Raw genomic sequence first — 18,608 nt, forward strand, 5'->3', positions numbered from 1 at the left:
GTCGTCGTCCGGCCGGTGCACGGAAGGCAGGCCGCCGCAAGGGCGTGCCTGGGGGGAGGAACGGGTCATGAGAATCAGCGTGTTCGGGCTCGGCTACGTGGGCTGTGTGTCGGCCGCGTGCCTGGCGAGCATGGGTCACGAGGTCATCGGCGTGGACGTCAACCAGGCGAAGGTCGACCTGGTCAACGACGGCAAGGCGCCCGTGGTCGAGGAGCGGATCGGCGAGCTCACCGCCGAGGTCGTGCGGAGCGGGGCGTTACGCGCCACCCGCGACGTCCGCGAGGCGATCATGGGCAGCGAGGTGTCACTGGTCTGCGTGGGCACCCCCTCGGAGCCCAACGGCAGCCTGTGCACCACGTACTTGGAGCGGGTCACCGAGGAGATCGGCGCCGCGGTGGCGGATCCTCGTCGGCGCGGCGGGCGGCACACCGTCGTGTTCCGCAGCACCATGCTCCCGGGCACCTGTCTGAATCTGCTGGTGCCGATCCTGGAGAAGAACGTCGGCGGCACGGCCGGGGTGGACGTCGGCGTCGCGGTCAACCCGGAGTTCCTGCGCGAGGGCACCAGCGTGCGGGACTTCTTCGACCCGCCCAAGACCGTCATCGGCGAGCTCGACCAGGCCAGCGGCGACGTGGTGGCGTCGCTCTACGAGGGCCTGCCCGGCGAGGTGTTCCGGGTGCCGGTCCCGGCGGCCGAGGCGATCAAGTACGCGGACAACGCGTTCCACGGCCTCAAGATCGGCTTCGCGAACGAGCTGGGCGCGGTCTACCAGGCGCTCGGCGTGGACTCGCACCAGGTGATGGACGTGTTCCTCGCCGACCGCAAGCTCAACATCAGCCCCGCCTACCTGCGGCCCGGCTTCGCCTTCGGCGGCTCCTGCCTGCCCAAGGACCTGCGCAGCCTGGTCCACGCGGCGCGGCGGGCCGACATCTCGGTGCCCATCCTCGCCCACGTACTGCCCTCCAACTCCGACCATCTGCAGCGCGCGGTGGACCTGGTCGAGCGCACCGGCAAGCGCCGGGTCGGCCTGTTCGGGCTCTCCTTCAAGCCGGGCACCGACGACCTCCGCGAGAGCCCCCTCGTCGAGCTGGCGGAGCGGCTCTTCGGCAAGGGCTACGACCTGAAGATCCACGACGCCAACGTGAGCCTGTCCCGGCTGATGGGCGCCAACCGCGAGTACATCGAGACCCGCCTGCCGCACCTCGCGCAGCTGCTCGCCGACTCCGTCGACGAGGTGCTCGAGCACGCCGAGGTGTGCCTGGTCGGGACCAAGGATCCGGCCGTCCTCGCGGCGCTGCCGCACGGCGACGGACCCGTACTGATCGACCTCATCCGCCTTCCCGACGCCGAGGCGCGCCGGGCCGAACCGGGATACATGGGCCTTGCTTGGTAACACGACCACTGGCGGCGCGCTGAACCGTCGCGCGCTGATCCTGGTGGAGAACCTGTCGGTGCCGTTCGACCGGCGGGTGTGGCAGGAGTGCACCACACTGCGCGACGCGGGCTGGACCGTGCACGTCATCTGTCCCCAAGGGACCAAGAGAGACACGGAGCCGGAGGCCGTGGTCGACGGGGTGCGGATCCACCGCTACCCGCTGCGCGCGGCCACCGGCGGACCCGCCGGCTATCTGCAGGAGTACGGATCGGCGCTGTGGCACACGGCCCGGCTCGCCCGCAAGGTCGGGCCGGTCCATGTGGTCCACGCCTGCAACCCGCCCGACCTGCTGTTCCTGGCCGCCCGGTGGCTGAGGAGACGCGGCGCGCGGTTCGTCTTCGACCAGCACGACCTGGTGCCCGAGCTGTACCTCTCGCGGTTCGGCCGCGGCAAGGACCTGCTCTACCGCGCCGTGTGCGCGCTGGAGCGGCGGACCTACCGGGCCGCCGACATCGTGCTCGCCACGAACGAGAGCTACCGGGACGTCGCGGTGCGCCGCGGCGGCCGGCGGCCGCAGGACGTCTTCGTGGTGCGCAGTGCGCCGCAGACCGACCGGTTCCAACCGGTGCCGCCCGAGCCGGAGTTGAAGCGCGGCAAGCCCCATCTGCTGTGCTACCTGGGCGTCATGGGACCGCAGGACGGCGTCGACTACGCCTTACGGGCCCTCGCGAAGCTGCGCGACGAGGTCGGGCGGACCGACTGGCACGCGGTGTTCGTCGGCGCCGGGGACGCCTTCGACGCGATGGTGGAGCTGTCCCGGGAGCTCGGGCTCGACGACCAGGTGGAGTTCACCGGGCGGATACCGGACGCCGATCTGGTGCGCTGTCTGTCCACCGCGGACGTGTGCCTCTCCCCCGACCCGCGCAATCCGCTCAACGACGTGTCGACCATGAACAAGGTCCTGGAGTACATGGCCATGGGCCGGCCGATCGTCTCGTTCGACCTCAAGGAGGCGCGCGTCTCCGCCGGTGACGCCGCCGTCTACGCGCCCGCCAACGACGAGGCCGAGTTCGCCGGGCTCATCGCGCTGCTCCTCGACGACCCGGAGAAGCGGGCCCGGATGGGCAAGATCGGCCAGGAGCGCATCAGCGGACCGCTCTCCTGGGAGAACTCGCAGGCGTCGCTGCTCGCCGCCTACGCCGCCGCCTGCCGTGACCGCACGGCGGCGTCGGCGGGCGACCCGGTCCGCACAGGGAAGAGGCTGCGCCGTTGAGCGAGGACACGATACGCCTGGTCACGATCGGGCGGATTCTCCGCCGGCGCTGGCGACTTCTCGCCATCGTCGCCCTGCTGGGCGCACTCGTCGGCTACGGCGCCTCCCTGCTGTTCCCCCCGCGGTACACGACCTCTGCGTCGGTGCTGCTGCCGGGGCAGTGGGAGGAGCGCGAACTGCTGACGCAGGCGGAGATCGCGACCAGTTCGGCGGTGGCCGACCGCACGGCCGCCGCGCTCGACTGGAAGGGCGTCAGCGGCAGCGACGTGCGGGACGACGTGAGTGCCAAGGCCGCCGAGGGGAACATCATCAAGATCTCGGGCACGGCCGAGAGCCCGGAGCGCGCACAGCAGCTCTCCGATCAACTGGCCCAGCAGTTCGTCGCGTTCGCCGCGCGGATCGCGGGCGACGACCCCGACCCCGACACATCGGCGGGACCGGAGGCGCTGCGGAAGAAGGTGGCGCAGACCAACCGCCGCATCACCGAACTGGCGCGCGCGGCCGACCCGGGAAAGACCGTGGAGGGCGTGCAGGCCCGCACCGAGCTGGAGAAGCTGCGCACCGCGCTGCAGGAGGCCATGAAGAAGCTGGACGACGCCGACCCGTCGGCGGGCCGGGCCAACATGGTCGTCATGGGCCCTGCGGCCCGGCCGACGAGCGAGGCACCGCCCACGAGGACGCAGTTCGTCGTCGCCGGGACGCTGCTGTTCTTCCTGGTCGCGGTCATCGGCCACCTCACCGCCGCCCGTATGAACCGCCGGCTGCGCACCGAACCGGAGATCGCCGCGGCGCTGGGCTCGACGGTCATCGGCACCGTCGACGTGCCCGCCGAACGGTCCGCGCACGGGCCGAAGGGCAGTGGCCCGCGGGCCTGGTTCCGCCGGCTCCTCGGCCTCGACATCCGGTGGGACACACCGGCCCCGCAGATGTCCGGCGACGAGGCCGGCAGACGGATCCGCTACCGGCGGGTGTGCGCGCGCCTGCGGGACCAACTCCCGTCGCCCCGGCGGCTGCTGGTCGTCGTGCCGGACGGCGACGACACCGCCCGCCGGGCCGCCGGGCAGCTCGTCACCGAGGCCGAGAACGATCCGTCCCGGAACTCCGCGGGCCGGGGATACCCCATGCTGCGAGTGGTGGAGGTCTCGGTGTCCCGGCCGCTCGTGCCGGACCGCGGCGCCGAGTCCGGCGCCCTGGTCGTGCTCAGCGCGGGCAGCTGGACCGCGGGGGAGCTCGCCGGCATCGCCGAGGCGTGCGCGGACGGCAAGCACGAGGTCGTCGCCGCCGTCGTCGCCGGAACGGTCCGGCCCCGTACGGCGCGGTCCGCCGGTGCTTCTCCGGACGACGCCACGTTGGCGCTCTCAGCTCGAGGCCAGGGGACGGGAGGTTCCGTGTGACGACGAGCACGACTTCGGAGTCGTCGGCAGCCACTCCGCTCCTCGACCTGCACGCGCTGGTGGTGGCGGTGCGCAGGCGCCGCCGCCTCTGGTGCTCCCTGGCGCTGCTCGGGCTGCTGGTCGGCGCGGCCGTGGCGGTGCTGCGGCCGCCGCCGCCGACCGCACAGGCCAAGGTCCTGGTCACGCACCAGGAGGACCAGCCGAACGACTCCGGCACGCTGATCCGTACCGACGTCGCCCTGCTGGGCACCACACGGATCGCCGGACAGGCACTGCGGGCCCTCAAGTCCCCGGAGAAACCCGAGGACTTCATGAAGGACTACCGGGGCACCGGCCTCACCAACAACCTGATGCAGATCGACGTGACCGCCGACAGCGACGCGGACGCGGTGGCCCGCGCCAAGGCCCTGGCCGACGCGTTCGTCGCGGACCATGTGCGGCGGATGCGGGAGACCGCGAAGGCCGAGGCCAAGGCCCTGCTCGACCAGCGCGACCGCATGCGGGGCGAACTCGCCGAGGTGAACAAGGAGATCGGCGACCGGTCGCCCGAGACGGAGACCGACCCGAAGGCGTCGGCGGCCATCGAGTCGCTCTTCGCCCGCCGGGCCGAACTCAACTCGCGGATCGCCGACTTCGACCAGCGCGCCGCGGACGCCCGTACCGGCACCCCCAAGATCATCGCCGGTACGCAGATCGTGGACGCCCCGCGCGCGGTGCCGCAGTCCGTGCCCAGGGCCGCCGCCACCAACGCCGCGATCGGGCTGGTCCTCGGGCTCGTCCTGGGCCTCGCGGTGGCCGCGGTCGGCTCGGTGGTGGCGGACCGCCCCGTGCTGCGCCGCGCGATCGCGTCGAACCTGGGCGCCTCGGTCATCGCGGAGCTGCGCCATGTGCCCCGCCGGTCGGCCGGGCCGTGGCAGCGCAAGCGGAGCCGGGCGGCCCGTGAACGGCTCACCACGACCGTGGCCCGCGCCGTGCGCGGCTCCGCGGAACCGGTGTCGCTGCTCGAACTGGGCTGTGCGCGCACCACGAGCGTGCTCGCCCTGAACGTCGCCCGCGCGCTGGCAGCGGAGGGTCCCGTGGTCATCGTGGACGGCCTGCCGGGTCCGCACCTCGCGCACCGGCAGCGGCCGGGAGACCCGGCCGTGGTCAGTGGCGAGCGTGCCGAGGCCGCGCCGCAGCAGGCGCGCCGGATCGGCGTCGGCTCCGTCGCGCCCGGCACGGCGTGGACCGACCTCCGGTTCCTCGGCGGCCAGACCGTGCTCGTCGTACGGGCCGGGCACGGCAGCGCCACGTGGCTGCACACCGTGGCGCGCCAACTCGCGGACCTGCGCGTCCCGGTGATCGGTGTGGTGCTGATCGACCCCGATCCTCGGGACCGGACCGACGGCACCCTGTGGGACGGGCAGCACACCGCGCTGCGCGGCCATTTCGAGCGCCTTGCCCGGCACAACTCGTCGGGCGGGCAGCGAGCGGAGCGGCGGTCGAGGGCGGCCGCGCGCGTCCCGGACAGCGACCAGGAGGCGCGCTAGGACATGTGTGGCATCGCAGGCACGTACCGCTGGCCGGACGGGAAGATCGTCACCGACCGGCTCACCGACACCCTCGCCCACCGCGGCCCGGACGGCGCGGGGCGCTACAGCCACGCCGCCGGTGACGGCGAAGTGCACCTGGGGCACCGCCGGTTGGCCATCATCGACCTGTCCGAGACCGGCGCCCAGCCGATGGTCTCGGACGGCCTCTCGCTGACGTACAACGGCGAGCTGTACAACGCGCCCGAGCTGCGCGCCGAACTGGCGGCCGCCGGGGTGCGCTTCCGCGGCACCTCCGACACCGAGGTGCTCCTGGAGGCGTGGCGGCGCTGGGGCACCGGCTGTCTGCCCCGGCTGCGCGGCATGTTCGCGTTCGGGATCTTCGACGAGCGGACCGGTGAACTGGTGCTGGCCCGCGACCAGTTGGGCATCAAGCCGCTGTTCCTGCTCCGGCGCGGCCCGGGTCTGGTGTTCGCCTCCGAGCTCAAGGCCCTCGCGGCCGTGACCGGCGGGACGCTGGAGGTGGATCACGCGGCGCTGGTGGCCTCGCTCCTCTACTACTGGGTGCCGGACTCGCGCTGCGCGTTCCGTGAGGCGGAGAAGCTGCCGCCGGGGAGCTGGCTGCGGATCCGGCCCGACGGAACGGTGCGGCGCGGCTCGTACTGGCAGCTGAAGGACGTCGCCGCCGAGGGCCGGGAGCGGGCCCTGGCCGGCGAGCGGCCGGACCTGGCCGCCATTGTCGAGGAGTCGACCCGGCAGCATCTGCTGTCCGACGTGCCGGTGGCGACCTTCCTCTCCGGCGGCCTCGACTCCAGCTGGCTGACCGCGCTCGCCGCCCGGCACCAGCCCGGGATCGCCGCGTACACGATCGGATTCCGCGCCGAGGACGCCAAGTTCGAGGCGATGCCGGACGACCTGCGCTACGCCCGGCAGGTGGCCGCCCAATTCGGCGTCGATCTACGGGAGATCGAGATCGCGCCGAACGTGCTCGACCTGCTGCCGAAGATGACGCACCACCTGGACGAGCCGATCGGCGACCCCGCCGCGATCAACACGTATCTGATCTGCTCGGCCGCCCGGGAGGCCGGGATCAAGGTGATGCTCTCGGGCATGGGCGCCGACGAGCTGTTCGCCGGCTACCGCAAGCACCTGGCCAATACGCTCGCGCTGCGCTACCAGCGCGTCCCGCGGCCGCTGCGGCGCGGGGTGCACGCGGCCGTGGACCGGCTGCCGGTCGCCACGGCCAAGCGCGGATTCAGGTCGGTGCGGTTCGCCAAGCGGTTCCTCTCCTTCGCCGAGCTGCCGGAGGAGACCGCGTTCCGGCGCAGCTACACCATGTACGACCAGGAGGAGCTGCTCGCCCTGGTCGACCCGGACCTGGCCGGCACGGTCGAGGACGTGCTGACGGAGCACGCGGACGTCTACGAGGACAACGACCTCGACGACTTCGTGAACCGCATGTGTCTGGGCGACGCCCGGATGTTCCTGCCGGGCCTGAACCTCACGTACACGGACCGCTCCAGCATGGCCGCGTCGACCGAGGTGCGGGTGCCGTACGTGGACGTCGACGTGGTCAGGGCGGCGTTCGCGGTGCCCGGTGACCGCAAGATCGTCGGGCGGCAGGGCAAGGCCGTGCTCAAGGAGGCGGCCACCTCGATCCTGCCGAAGGAGATCGTGTACCGGCCCAAGGGCCTGTTCAGCGCCCCGCTGCGGGCCTGGATGAGCCGGGACCTGGCGCCGCTGGTGCGCGAGGTGGTGCACGACGGCGTGCTCGTCGACAGCGGGCTCCTGCGCCGCGACGCCCTGGCGCGCATGGTCGCCGAGGACGCCGCCGGGCAGCGGGACTTCTCCAAGCATCTGTGGCATGTGCTGACCCTTGAGTACTGGTATCGCGACGCGACCTCTGGGTCCGGTCAGAGCACTCGGTTAACGGCTTAGGAATTCAGAGGAGTTCGGGTGAAGCAGGTTGTACAGAACTACAAGAGCGGCGAGCTGGCGGTGCTCGACGTTCCGGTACCGGGGTGCAAGCCGGGCGGTGTCCTGGTCCGCAGCGCGTATTCGCTGATCTCCACCGGGACCGAGCTCATGAAGGTGTCCGAGGCCGGCATGTCGATGCTGGGCAAGGCCCGCTCCCGCCCGGACCAGGTGGCCAAGGTCGTGCAGAGCGTCGCCACCAACGGGGTGCCCGCCACGTACCGCAAGGTCATGGGCAAGCTGGACTCCTACACGCCGCTCGGCTACTCGCTGTGCGGGGTGGTCGAGCAGGTCGGCGCCGGGGTCGACGACGTGAAGGTCGGTGACCTCGTGGCCTGCGCGGGCAATGAGCACGCGCTGCACGCCGAGCTGAACTGGGTGCCGAAGAACCTCTACACCCCGGTGCCGGACGGCCTCGCGCCGCAGCACGCGGCCTTCGGCACCGTCGGGTCGATCGCGCTGCAGGGCGTGCGCCGCGGTGAGCCCCAACTCGGCGACGTGGCCCTGGTCATCGGCCTCGGCCTGATCGGGCAGCTGGTGGTGCAGCTCCTCGCCGCCGCGGGCGTCCGCGTCGTCGGCGCCGACCCCGACCCGGTGCGCTGCGAGCTCGCCGCGGGCCTCGGCGCAGCGGCCTGCGGCGACCCCGGGTCCGCGGCCGTGGAGGCGGCCGTCGCCGAGCTCACCGACGGGCACGGCGTGGACCAGGTGTATCTGGCCGCGGGCGGCGGCAGCAATCAACCCGTCGAGCTGGCCGCCAAGTTGAGCCGGGACCGGGGCCGGGTCGTCGACATCGGCAAGTGCAGGCTGGACCTGCCGTGGAACGCGTACTACGAGAAGGAGCTCGACGTCCGCTTCTCGCGCTCGTACGGGCCCGGTCGCTACGACCCGGAGTACGAGCTGGAGGGCCGGGACTACCCGATCGGCTATGTGCGCTGGACGGAGCGCCGCAACCTGGCGTGCTTCCTCGACCTCGTCGCCCGCGGCCGCGTGGACGTGGCGCCCCTGGTCTCCCACACGGCCGACTTCGAGGACGCCGTCGAGACGTACCAGCGCCTGAAGGAAGGCGAGTTGAAGGCCGTGGCCGTGCTGTTCCGGTACGCCGGCCACCCCGACCACGCTGCCGAGGCGCAGGAGACCCCCGAGGTGGCCGTGCCCGCGGTGCCGCGGCGCGGTGGTGGAGTGTCCGCCCCGGCCCGGTCCGCCAAGGCGCCGGTGCGTCTCGCGTTCGTCGGCGCGGGCAACTACGCGACGTCGATGCTGCTGCCGCACCTGGCGGAGCGCGAGGGCGTCGAGCTGTCGACCGTCGTCACCACGACGGCGCTGTCCGCGGCCAACGCACAGCGGAAGTTCGGCTTCGCCCGGGCCACCACCGATCTCGACGCCGTGCTCGGCGACCAGTCCATCGACGCGGTGTTCGTGGTGACCCGGCACAGCTCGCATGCCGAACTGACGTGCAAGGCACTGCATTCCGGCAAGGCCGTGTTCGTGGAGAAGCCCCTGGCCCTCACCGAGGACGACCTCTCCGGCGTGCTCGCGGCGGTCGAGGAGTCCGGCAACGACCGGCTGCAGGTGGGCTTCAACCGCCGGTTCGCGCCGCTGCTGCAGGAGGCCAGGAAGCAGTTCGGCGTCCGCACCGGCCCGGCGAGCGTCCGCTACCTGGTCAACGCGGGCCGCCTGGAGCACGGCAGCTGGTACCTCCGGCAGGGCACCGAGGGCTCGCGGTTCGCGGGCGAGGGCGGCCACTTCATCGACACGGTGAGCTGGCTGCTCGCGGCCGACCCGGTCTCCGTGTACGCCGTCACCACGCCCGGCAACGAGGACCTCCAGGTCGTCCTGCGCTACCCCGACGGCTCCACCGCCACCATCAGCTACGTCACCACCGGAGCCCCCGGCTTCCCCAAGGAGTCGCTGGACCTGGTCGCGGACGGCAAGGTGCTGCGGCTCGACGACTTCGTCCGCGCCTCGGTGCACTTCGACGGCTCGGCCGGGCGCAAGCGGTGGGTCAGTTCGCGGCTGCCCAAGGCCCGCGACAAGGGCCAGGAGGCCGAACTGGCCGCGTTCGTCCGGGCCGTGCGGACCGGCGGGCCGATGCCGGTGCCGCTGGAGTCCCTGGCCGCCACCACGGCGGCCACCCTCGCCGTGCAGGCGGGTCTTGCGGGCGGTGCACCGGTGACGTTGGCGAGGGCGCGATGAGCGTGATCTCAGGGAGCGCGAGCTGGTACCTGCGGCGGCTGTCCCGGATGGGGCCGCGGGAGATCGGCGGCCGGGTGAGCGACACGGTGCGCAGGCGCCGGTGGCGCTCGGCGCGGCCCAGCTGCCCGAGCGTGACGGGCGCCCGGTTCACCGCGGCCCTGCCCGCCGGGGCGCTCGCCGCGGTGCCGCCGGACGCCGCGAAGCGTCTCGTCGCCGAGGCGGACCGGCTCCTTGACGGGCACGCCGAGTTCTTCGGGGTGCCCCGCGACGACCTGGCCGACCCGGACTGGTGGTACGACCCGAAGACCGGGCGCCGGGCCCCGTGGGGCTACGCCTTCGACGTGCCGTACCGCAACGAGGAAGCGGTCGGGGACATCAAGCAGATCTGGGAGCCGTCCCGGCACCAGTACCTCACCGTGCTCGCCGCCGCCTACGCGGTCACCGGGGACGAGCGGTACGCCGAGCGCGTGGCCCAGCACCTGCGGCTGTGGTGGGCGGCCAACCCGCCGCTGCGCGGCGTGCACTGGATCAGCGGCATCGAGCTGGGCATCCGCCTCCTGTCCTGGGTGTGGATACGCCGGCTCCTCGACGGCTGGCCGGGCGCGGCCGGGCTCTTCGAGGAGAACCCGGTGGCCCTGAACCAGATCTGGCACCACCAGCGCTGGCTGGCCGCCTTCCCCAGCCGGGGGTCGTCGGCGAACAACCACGTCATCGCCGAGGCCGCCGGGCAGTTCGCCGCGGCCTGCGCCTTCGGGTGGTTCCCCTCCTCGGCGCGCTGGCGGGCCGCCGCGCTCGCGTCGCTGGAGCGGCACCTGCGCGGCAACACCTTCCTCTCCGGCCTCAACCGGGAGCTGGCCACCGAGTACCACGGCCTGGTCCTCGAACTCGGCCTGGCGGCGGTGGCCGAGGCGGACGCCGCCTCGGTGCCGGTCCCCAGGACGATCCGCCTGGTGCTGCTGCGGATGACCGACGCGCTCGCGGCCGTCGTCGACAGCCGTCTGCGGCCGCCGCGCCAGGGGGACGCGGACGACGGGCACGGCCTGATCGTGGACGGCGCGGGCACCGACCGCTGGGCCTCGCTGCTTGCCACCGGGGACGCCGTGTTCGGCCGCCTCGACTGGTGGCCGGCGGTGACCGGCACCGATGTGCGCACCCCGCTCCTCGCCGCGCTCGTCCGCCCGTACGGGAAGAAGGGCACCGCACCGGCCGTGACCCGCCCGGCCCGCCGGCCGCACCACTTCGCGGACGCGGGGCTCACCGTCCTGCGCCGTCAAGGGGACACAGGCGAGATCTGGTGCCGCTGCGACGGTGGCCCGCACGGCTTCCTCTCCATCGCCGCGCACGCCCACGCGGACGCCCTGTCCGTGGAGGTCCGGCACGACGGCGTCGACGTGCTCGCCGACCCGGGGACGTACTGCTACCACGGGCAGCCCGAGTGGCGGCGGTACTTCCGCTCGACCCTCGGCCACAACACCCTGGAGCTGGACGGCGCCGACCAGTCCGTCTCCGGCGGCCCGTTCCTGTGGACCCGGCAGGCCCGCAGCCGCGTCCTGACGGCGGACACCTCCACGTGGTGCGCCGAGCACGACGGTTACGGGGAGTCCGTGCACCGTCGCCGGGTGGAACTGGCCGCCGCAGCACGGGAGTTGCGGGTGGTCGACGAGGTGCGCGGCGCAGGGCGCGGCCCGCGCCGCGACGTGCGCCTGGCGTTCCACCTCGGCCCGGCGGTCACCGCGGTCCTGGCAGGCGACCGGGCGGTGCTCACCTGGACCCGGGACGGCGAGGACCGCTCCGCCGTGCTCGACCTGCCCGGGCAGCTGTCCTGGCGGGCACACCGCGGCGAGAGCGACCCTTCCCCAAGCTCTTCGAGCAGGGGAAACCCCATCCTCGGCTGGTACTCGGCCGGCTTCGGGCGCAAGGAACCCGCCACCACGCTCGTCGGCACCGGATTCGCCGACGGCACGGCCGAGTTCACGACCGTCCTCAGATTCCGCGACTAGCGCGCCAGAGCAGAGAGGGGGGAAGACCCATGGGGATCAAGTGGCGGACCTGGGCGGTGCCGGTGGCATCGCTGGCGCTCACGCTGCTGGCGACGGGCTGCATGAGCACGTCGGGCACCCCGGCGGCGGAGCCGAGCGCCGAGCAGTCCGCGACCACGACCCGGGCCCGGGTGTGCGCCGCGCCCCCGGCCGGGCCGGCGAAGGCGCCGAAGGGCGCGGTGACGGTCGACCCCAAGGTGGCCGGCGACCTGGCCGCGAAGACCAGGAGCAGCCCCCCGCACACCACGTTCTGGCTCCGGCCGGGCACGCACCGGCTCGACCGGGACCGCTACTCCCAGGTGGTCCCCAAGAAGGGGAACCGCTACCTCGGCGCGCCGGGCGCGGTGCTCGACGGCCGGAAGGTCAACCAGTACGCGTTCGGCGGCAGCGCCCGCGACGTCACCATCCGCTATCTGACCGTGCAGGGGTTCGTCGCGCCGCAGGACGAGGGCGTGGTCAACCACGACTCGGCCGACGGCTGGGTGATCGAGCACTCCACGATCCAGCGCAACTCCGGCGCCGGGCTGATGGCCGGTGCCCGCCAGCAGGTCCGCGCGAACTGCCTGCGCGACAACGGCCAGTACGGAATGAACGCGTACAAGGCAGGCAACCCGATCCGCGACCTGGTGGTCGAGGGCAACGAGATCGTGGGCAACAACACCGGCGACTGGGAGCGGCGCAAGGAGGGGTGCGGCTGCACGGGCGGCATCAAGTTCTGGGCCGTCAACGGGGCCGATGTACGCGGCAATTGGGTGCACGACAACCGCGGCACCGGGCTGTGGGCGGACACCAACAACAACGACTTCCGCATCGAGAACAACGTGCTGGAGGCCAACGACGGCGCCGCGCTGATCTATGAGACCAGCTACAACGCGGTCATCCGCAAGAACACGATCCGGCGGAACAACTGGGTCGAGGGCCGCAGATACGCCGAGCGCGGCGACAACTTCCCGTTCGCGACCGTCTACTTGTCCGAGTCCGGCGGCGAACCCCGGATCGACGCGCGCACCGACAAGGTCGAGATCTACCGGAACGTGCTGGAGGACAACTGGTCCGGGATCACCCTGTGGGAGAACGCCGACCGGTTCTGCAACAGCCCGGCCAACACCTCCTCCGGCGACTGCACGCTGCTGGTGCCGCGCTCCGACCGCTGCGCGAAGCCGGCGATCGCCAAGTCGCCGCTCTACGCCGACTGCCGGTGGAAGACCCAGCGGGTGGACATCCACGACAACCGCTTCACCCTCGACAAATCCGTCGTCGACTGCACGGACAAGTGCGACCGCATGGCGGTGCTCGCCAACTACGGCACCTATCCGAAGTGGTCGCCGTACAAGGGCGAGCGGGTGGCCGAGGCGATCACCCGCGAGCAGCACAACCGCTGGCACCACAACACCTACATCGGGCCGTGGCAGTTCGTCGCCCATGACCCGAGCCGGGTGCTCGACTCCGGGCAGTGGCAGGCCGATCCGTACCGGCAGGACGCGGGCAGCACCTTCCGCGCACGGGACGGTGGTTGAGATGGCGGCGGAGACCGGGACGACGGCGGAGGCCGGGATGGCGGCGGACCGCACGCCGAGGACCGTCGGCACCGTCTGGGGGCTGCTCGTCCTCAACACCCTCGGCTCCGCCGGGGCGAAGACCATCGTGCCGCTGCCCCGCTCCCTCATCCAGATGGTCACCATGGGCGCGCTGGTCGCCGCGTTCACGCTGGCGCTCGCGGTCAACCTGCGGCTGCGGATCAGGCCCAGCGCCTACGTGCTGCTGCTCACCCTGCTGCTGGTGCCGAGCGTGATCGCCAGCGCGAACCTGGAGTCCGGGTTCGGCGCGCTGTTCCGCTGCGGCCGCCTCGCGCTCTTCGTGGGCACGCTGTGGCTGCTCACCCGCTGGTGGGACGGCGGTCTGACGTTCGTCCGGCACCACATCCGGATGTACTTCGCGGTGCTCGGGTCGGTGGCCGCGGGCCTGGTCATCTCGCCGGGCGCGGCCCTGCCCGAGCTCTACGGCGGGCGCCTGGTCGGCGCGTTGTGGCCGCTCACCCCGCCGCAGATCGGGCAGTACGCCGCGGTGATCATCGGGCTCACCGTGCTGCTCCTCCTGGGCCGCAGGACCGACCGGGCCAGTGCGGCGGTCGTCATCGTGCCGTCCCTCGTCCTGCTCGCGCTGAGCCACACCCGGACGGCCACGCTCGGCCTGCTCCTCGGCCTCGCCCTGGCGATCGGCTCGCTCGTCCTGACCAGCGCCGCCGCCCGCCGGTTCTTCCTGTGGACGGTGCTGATCGCCACCGTGGCCGCGGTGGGGTTCGCCTCCGCGCTGCAGTCCTGGTACCTGCGCGGCCAGACCCAGGAGGGCCTGTCCAGCCTCACCGGCCGGGCCAAGGTCTGGGACGCCCTGCTCGCGGCGCCCCGGTCGACCGCGGAGCAGCTGTTCGGCATGGGCCTCGGCGACAAGTCGTTCGGCGGGCTGCCGATCGACAACAGCTGGCTGGCCGTCTACCACGAGCAGGGCTGGACCGGTGTCACCCTCGTGGCGGCGATCATCGTCGTCCTCGGCGGTGTCGCGCTGCTGCGGCCGCCGTCGCTGCAGCGGGCCTGCGCGATCTTCCTGATCAGCTACTGCGCGATCGCCTCGTACACCGAGGCCGGGCTCGGCGACGCCTCGCCGTATCTGCTCCATCTGGCCCTGGCCGCCGCCCTGTTGACGGCACCCGCCGCGGCCGCTCCCCCGGCGACGCCCGTCGTCGCCCGGTCGACGCCCGCAGCTCCCCGCCGACGCGTCCCGAGCTGGGCCCGGGACCGGGAGGTGACCTGACCATGCACATCCTCGTGGTGCACAACCGCTACGCCTCGGCGCAGCCGAGCGGCGAGAACAAGGTCGTCGACCAGGAGGTGGCGCTGCTGCGCGGGGCCGGCCACCAGGTCGAGCTGTTCGAGCGGCGCAGCGACGACATCGCCGCCCGCTCCCTCCCCGGCAAGGCCGCGCTGCCGCTCCTCGTGCCGTGGAACCCGGCGGTGCGCCGGGAGTTGGCCGTGAAGCTGCGCGCCGGGCGTCCTGACGTGGTGCACGTCCACAACGTCTTCCCGCTCCTGTCGCCCGCGGTGCTCGCCGCCTGCGCCGACGCCGGGGTGCCCGCCGTCGCGACGCTCCACAACTACACCCAGATCTGCCCGCCCGGCACGCTGCAGCGGGACGGCCGCCCGTGCACGGAGTGCGTCGGCGCGAAGGCACCGCTGCCCGCCGTCCGGCACGGCTGCTACCGGGGCTCCCGCCTGGCGACGGTGCCGTTGGCGGTCAGCCTGTCGGTCAACCGGCGGCGGTGGTGGTCCGGCGTGGAGCGGTTCTTCTGCATCTCCGCGGCGCAGCGCGACGTCCTGGTGCGGGCCGGGATGCCCGCCGAACGCCTCGCGGTGAAGCACAACTTCGTGCCCGACCCGGACGCCCGCCGGGCGGGCGAGGGCGAGCACGTGCTCTATCTCGGCCGCCTCGCGGAGGCGAAAGGCGTGCGGCTGCTCATGGCCGCGTGGGACGAGCTCGCCGCGGGCGGCGGTGTGGGCGTGCCGCTGGTGATCGCGGGCACGGGGCCGCTGGAGGGCGAGGTGACCGCCTGGGCAGCGGGCCGGGACGACGTGCGCTACGTCGGCCTCTACGACTCGGCCCAGTGCCAGGAGGCGATCGCGCGGTCGGTCGCCGTGGTGGCTCCCTCGACGTGGCTGGAGGCGTTCGGCCTGGTGGTCGTGGAGGCGATGGCGGCCGGGGTCCCGACCGTCGCCGCCGGTCACGGCGCCTTCGTCGAACTCGTCGAGGACGGCGTGACCGGCCTCCTGCACCGGCCGGGCGAGGCGGCCTCGCTCGCGTCCTGCATACGCCGGATCGCGGCCGAACCAGGCCGCAACCGGGACATGGGCCGGGCGGCCCGACGCCGTTACGAGCAGGGCTTCAGCCCGGCCGTCGGCCTCGACCGCCTGGTGGAGGGGTACCGCTCCGCGATCGCGGGGCGGGCCGGCGGCGGCGACAGCCCGCCGCCGTCAGGAAATGGCAAGACCGGAAATGGCACCACCGGAAGTCGAAACACCGGAAATGGAAACACCGGCTCGCTGCGGGGCGCCCGCGCGAGCAGGGGGGATGGGGACAGCACATGACAGGATGCCGACTCTGCGGCTCGACGACACTGGCGAGCGTCGTCGATCTGGGGGCGACCCCGCCGTGCGAGAGCTTTCTCGCCGCGGACCAACTGGACAGGCCGGAACCGGCGTACCCGCTGCACCTGCGGGTCTGCACCGACTGCTGGCTCGCGCAGATCCCGCCGCTGATCACGCCGGAGGAGACGTTCAGCGAGTACGCGTACTTCTCCTCCTACTCGACCTCGTGGGTGGAGCACGCGCGCACGTTCGTCGCCGACGCCGCCGACCGTGTGGGCCTCGGCCCGGAGGCCTTCGTGGTCGAGGTCGCGAGCAACGACGGCTATCTGCTGAAGCACGTGGTGGACCGGGGGATCCGCTGCCTGGGCATCGAGCCGTCCGTCAACGTCGGCGCCGCCGCCCGGGACAAGGGCGTGCCCACGCTGACCGAGTTCCTGAGCCCCGAGACCGGCGCGGCCGTGCGCGCCGAACACGGCCCGGCGGACCTGGTCGTCGCCAACAACGTGTACGCGCACATCCCGGACGTGGTCGGCTTCACGCAGGGGCTGCGCGCCCTGGTCGCCGACGACGGCTGGGTCTCCATCGAGGTGCAGCACCTGCTGACGCTGATCGAGGAGAACCAGTACGACACGATCTACCACGAGCACTTCCAGTACTACACGGTCGCCTCCGCGATCCGGGCCCTCGCCAGCGGCGGACTCGCCCTCGTGGACGTCGAGTTGCTGCCCACGCACGGCGGCTCCATCCGGCTGTGGGCCCGCCCGGCCGAGGTGGCCGCCGAGCCGAGCCAGCAGGTGTCGGACGTACTGGCCCGGGAGAAGGCCGCCGGCCTGCTGGAGCTGTCGGGGTACGCCGACTTCTCCGCCCGGGTCGCCAAGGTGCGCAGGGACCTCCTGAAGTTCCTCATCACAGCGGCCGAGCGCGGCGAGACGGTCGTCGGCTACGGCGCCCCGGGCAAGGGCAACACCCTGCTCAACCACTGTGGCATCCGGCCCGACCTGCTCGCTTACACGGTGGACCGCAACCCGTACAAGCACGGCAGGTTCACCCCGGGCACCCGCATCCCGATCCTGCCGCCCGAGCAGATCGCCGCCGACAGGCCGGACTACGTCCTCGTCCTGCCGTGGAACCTGCGGACCGAGCTGGTCGAGCAGCTGTCCTTCGTGCACGACTGGGGCGGCCGCCTGGTCTTTCCCATCCCGGAACTGAGCATTGTCGAGGGCATCGTCGAGGTGACGTCATGAAGGTCGTTCTGTTCTGCGGCGGTTACGGGATGCGGATGCGCAGCGGCGCCGCGGACGACGTGCCCAAGCCGATGGCGATGGTCGGCCCGCGGCCGCTGATCTGGCACGTCATGCGCTACTACGCGCACTACGGGCACCGGGAGTTCATCCTGTGCCTCGGCTACGGCGCCCACCACATCAAGAACTTCTTCCTCAACTACGAGGAGACGACGTCCAACGACTTCGTGCTGCGCGGCGGGAAGACCGAGCTCCTGTCCACGGACATCTCGGACTGGACGATCACGTTCGCGCAGACCGGTGTGGAGTCGCCGATCGGGGAGCGGCTGCGCCGGGTGCGGCACCACCTGGACGGCGACGAGATGTTCCTCGCCAACTACGCCGACGTGCTCACCGACGCCCCACTGCCGGAGATGATCGAGAACTTCGCCGGGCGCGACGCGGGTGCGTCGATGATGGTGGTGCCGCCGCAGTCCTCGTTCCACTGCGTGGACCTGGGCGAGGACGGCCTGGTGGGCGGCATCACCGCGGTGAGCGAGCTGCCGCTGTGGGAGAACGGCGGCTACTTCGTGCTGCGCCAGGAGGTCTTCGACCACATACCGGAGAACGGGGACCTGGTCGCCGACGGCTGTGCCCAACTGGCCAAGCAGGGACGCCTGGTGGCGCACCAGCACCGCGGCTTCTGGAAGCCGACCGACACCGTGAAGGAGCGCGCCGCGCTGGATGCCGCCTACGCCCGCGGCGACCGGCCGTGGGCCGTGTGGGAGCGGGACACCGCCGGAGCGCGGGCGTGATCCGGCTCGGGGCCGGGCCCCTGAACCGGATCGTCGCGGTGGGCGCGCACTGCGACGACATCGCCATCGGCGCCGGTGGCACGCTCCTGACGATGTGCCGCGCGCGGCCGGGCCTCCGCGTCGACGCCCTGGTGCTGTCTGGCGGTGGCGGCGAGCGGGAGCAGGAGGAGCGGGCCGCGCTCGCCGCCTTCTGCCCGGGCGCCGAACTCCACCTGACCGTGCTCAAGTTGCCGGACGGCCGGCTGCCCGCGCACTGGGAGGAGGCCAAGGCCGCGGTCGAGGAGCTGCGCGAGCGGACCGATCCTGACCTCGTCCTCGCCCCGCGCACCGACGACGCGCACCAGGACCACCGCGGCCTGGCGCGGCTGATCCCCACCGCGTTCCGCGACCACCTCGTCCTCGCCTACGAGATCGTCAAGTGGGACGGCGATCTCGGCCGTCCGTCGGCGTACCAGCCGCTGTCGCCGGAGGTCGCCGAGGACAAGGTGCGGCTGCTGCAGGAGCACTACCCCTCGCAGCGGCACCGGCCCTGGTACGACCGGGAGGCGTTCCTCGGCCTCGCGCGGATCCGCGGCATCGAATGCCACGCCCGCTACGCGGAGGCGTTCGCCGCCACCAAACTCACGCTCGCTCTCGGCACTTTCACTCTGGGGGACTGAA

General features: G+C 72.5%; 13 protein-coding genes. All 13 read left to right on the top strand.

Features of this window, described 5'->3' with window-relative positions; translation table 11 throughout:
* The first annotated feature begins 67 nt into the window (after positions 1-67).
* Genes ACFWYM_RS14915 through ACFWYM_RS14975 form a run of 13 tightly spaced genes read left to right on the top strand, consistent with a single transcriptional unit; the run spans position 68 to position 18,607 of the window.
* Complete coding sequence (locus tag ACFWYM_RS14915) at positions 68-1,393, top strand: nucleotide sugar dehydrogenase (RefSeq protein WP_384835586.1); 1,326 nt, start codon at positions 68-70, stop codon at positions 1,391-1,393.
* The gene (locus tag ACFWYM_RS14920) at positions 1,383-2,648 is read left to right on the top strand and encodes a glycosyltransferase family 4 protein (RefSeq protein WP_384835589.1); all 1,266 of its coding nucleotides are present in this window, start codon (positions 1,383-1,385) and stop codon (positions 2,646-2,648) included. Before ACFWYM_RS14915 ends, ACFWYM_RS14920 begins: the two co-directional genes overlap by 11 nt.
* Positions 2,645-4,042: a Wzz/FepE/Etk N-terminal domain-containing protein gene (locus ACFWYM_RS14925; RefSeq protein ID WP_384835592.1), complete on the top strand. Its 1,398-nt coding sequence runs from the start codon at positions 2,645-2,647 to the stop codon at positions 4,040-4,042. The genes ACFWYM_RS14920 and ACFWYM_RS14925 overlap by 4 nt, the downstream gene beginning before the upstream one ends.
* The gene (locus ACFWYM_RS14930) at positions 4,039-5,571 is read left to right on the top strand and encodes a Wzz/FepE/Etk N-terminal domain-containing protein (RefSeq protein WP_384835595.1); all 1,533 of its coding nucleotides are present in this window, start codon (positions 4,039-4,041) and stop codon (positions 5,569-5,571) included. The genes ACFWYM_RS14925 and ACFWYM_RS14930 overlap by 4 nt, the downstream gene beginning before the upstream one ends.
* A gap of 3 nt (positions 5,572-5,574) precedes the next feature.
* The gene (gene asnB / locus ACFWYM_RS14935; RefSeq protein ID WP_384835598.1) at positions 5,575-7,509 is read left to right on the top strand and encodes an asparagine synthase (glutamine-hydrolyzing); all 1,935 of its coding nucleotides are present in this window, start codon (positions 5,575-5,577) and stop codon (positions 7,507-7,509) included.
* An 18-nt stretch (positions 7,510-7,527) separates the two neighbouring features.
* On the top strand, positions 7,528-9,738 hold the full coding sequence (locus ACFWYM_RS14940) for a bi-domain-containing oxidoreductase (RefSeq protein ID WP_384835601.1): 2,211 nt from the start codon (positions 7,528-7,530) through the stop codon (positions 9,736-9,738).
* On the top strand, positions 9,735-11,738 hold the full coding sequence (locus tag ACFWYM_RS14945) for an alginate lyase family protein (protein ID WP_384835604.1): 2,004 nt from the start codon (positions 9,735-9,737) through the stop codon (positions 11,736-11,738). The genes ACFWYM_RS14940 and ACFWYM_RS14945 overlap by 4 nt, the downstream gene beginning before the upstream one ends.
* A gap of 29 nt (positions 11,739-11,767) precedes the next feature.
* Positions 11,768-13,294 (top strand): right-handed parallel beta-helix repeat-containing protein, encoded by a 1,527-nt coding sequence (locus ACFWYM_RS14950; RefSeq protein ID WP_384835607.1) that lies wholly within the window; start codon positions 11,768-11,770, stop codon positions 13,292-13,294.
* A gap of 37 nt (positions 13,295-13,331) precedes the next feature.
* The gene (locus ACFWYM_RS14955) at positions 13,332-14,585 is read left to right on the top strand and encodes an O-antigen ligase domain-containing protein (protein WP_384835723.1); all 1,254 of its coding nucleotides are present in this window, start codon (positions 13,332-13,334) and stop codon (positions 14,583-14,585) included.
* A 2-nt stretch (positions 14,586-14,587) separates the two neighbouring features.
* The gene (locus ACFWYM_RS14960) at positions 14,588-15,913 is read left to right on the top strand and encodes a glycosyltransferase (RefSeq protein WP_384835609.1); all 1,326 of its coding nucleotides are present in this window, start codon (positions 14,588-14,590) and stop codon (positions 15,911-15,913) included.
* Complete coding sequence (locus ACFWYM_RS14965; protein ID WP_384835610.1) at positions 15,910-17,157, top strand: methyltransferase domain-containing protein; 1,248 nt, start codon at positions 15,910-15,912, stop codon at positions 17,155-17,157. Before ACFWYM_RS14960 ends, ACFWYM_RS14965 begins: the two co-directional genes overlap by 4 nt.
* Entirely contained in the window at positions 17,154-17,948 is a 795-nt protein-coding gene (locus ACFWYM_RS14970) for a glucose-1-phosphate cytidylyltransferase (protein WP_384835613.1), read from the top strand. The genes ACFWYM_RS14965 and ACFWYM_RS14970 overlap by 4 nt, the downstream gene beginning before the upstream one ends.
* Positions 17,945-18,607 (top strand): PIG-L deacetylase family protein, encoded by a 663-nt coding sequence (locus tag ACFWYM_RS14975; protein ID WP_384835616.1) that lies wholly within the window; start codon positions 17,945-17,947, stop codon positions 18,605-18,607. The genes ACFWYM_RS14970 and ACFWYM_RS14975 overlap by 4 nt, the downstream gene beginning before the upstream one ends.
* Position 18,608: the final 1 nt, after the last annotated feature.

It is taken from the genome of Streptomyces sp. NPDC059009 (assembly GCF_042740175.1).
GTDB lineage: Bacteria > Actinomycetota > Actinomycetes > Streptomycetales > Streptomycetaceae > Streptomyces.

Excerpts from the sequence above, each read along its gene's own strand:
- ACFWYM_RS14915 (WP_384835586.1), top strand. The coding sequence starts at position 68 with ATGAGAATCAGCGTGTTCGGGCTCGGCTACGTGGGCTGTGTGTCGGCC.
- ACFWYM_RS14945 (WP_384835604.1), top strand. The coding sequence starts at position 9,735 with ATGAGCGTGATCTCAGGGAGCGCGAGCTGGTACCTGCGGCGGCTGTCC.
- ACFWYM_RS14950 (WP_384835607.1), top strand. The coding sequence starts at position 11,768 with ATGGGGATCAAGTGGCGGACCTGGGCGGTGCCGGTGGCATCGCTGGCG.
- asnB (WP_384835598.1), top strand. The coding sequence starts at position 5,575 with ATGTGTGGCATCGCAGGCACGTACCGCTGGCCGGACGGGAAGATCGTC.
- ACFWYM_RS14970 (WP_384835613.1), top strand. The coding sequence starts at position 17,154 with ATGAAGGTCGTTCTGTTCTGCGGCGGTTACGGGATGCGGATGCGCAGC.
- ACFWYM_RS14965 (WP_384835610.1), top strand. The coding sequence starts at position 15,910 with ATGACAGGATGCCGACTCTGCGGCTCGACGACACTGGCGAGCGTCGTC.
- ACFWYM_RS14955 (WP_384835723.1), top strand. The coding sequence starts at position 13,332 with ATGGCGGCGGACCGCACGCCGAGGACCGTCGGCACCGTCTGGGGGCTG.
- ACFWYM_RS14960 (WP_384835609.1), top strand. The coding sequence starts at position 14,588 with ATGCACATCCTCGTGGTGCACAACCGCTACGCCTCGGCGCAGCCGAGC.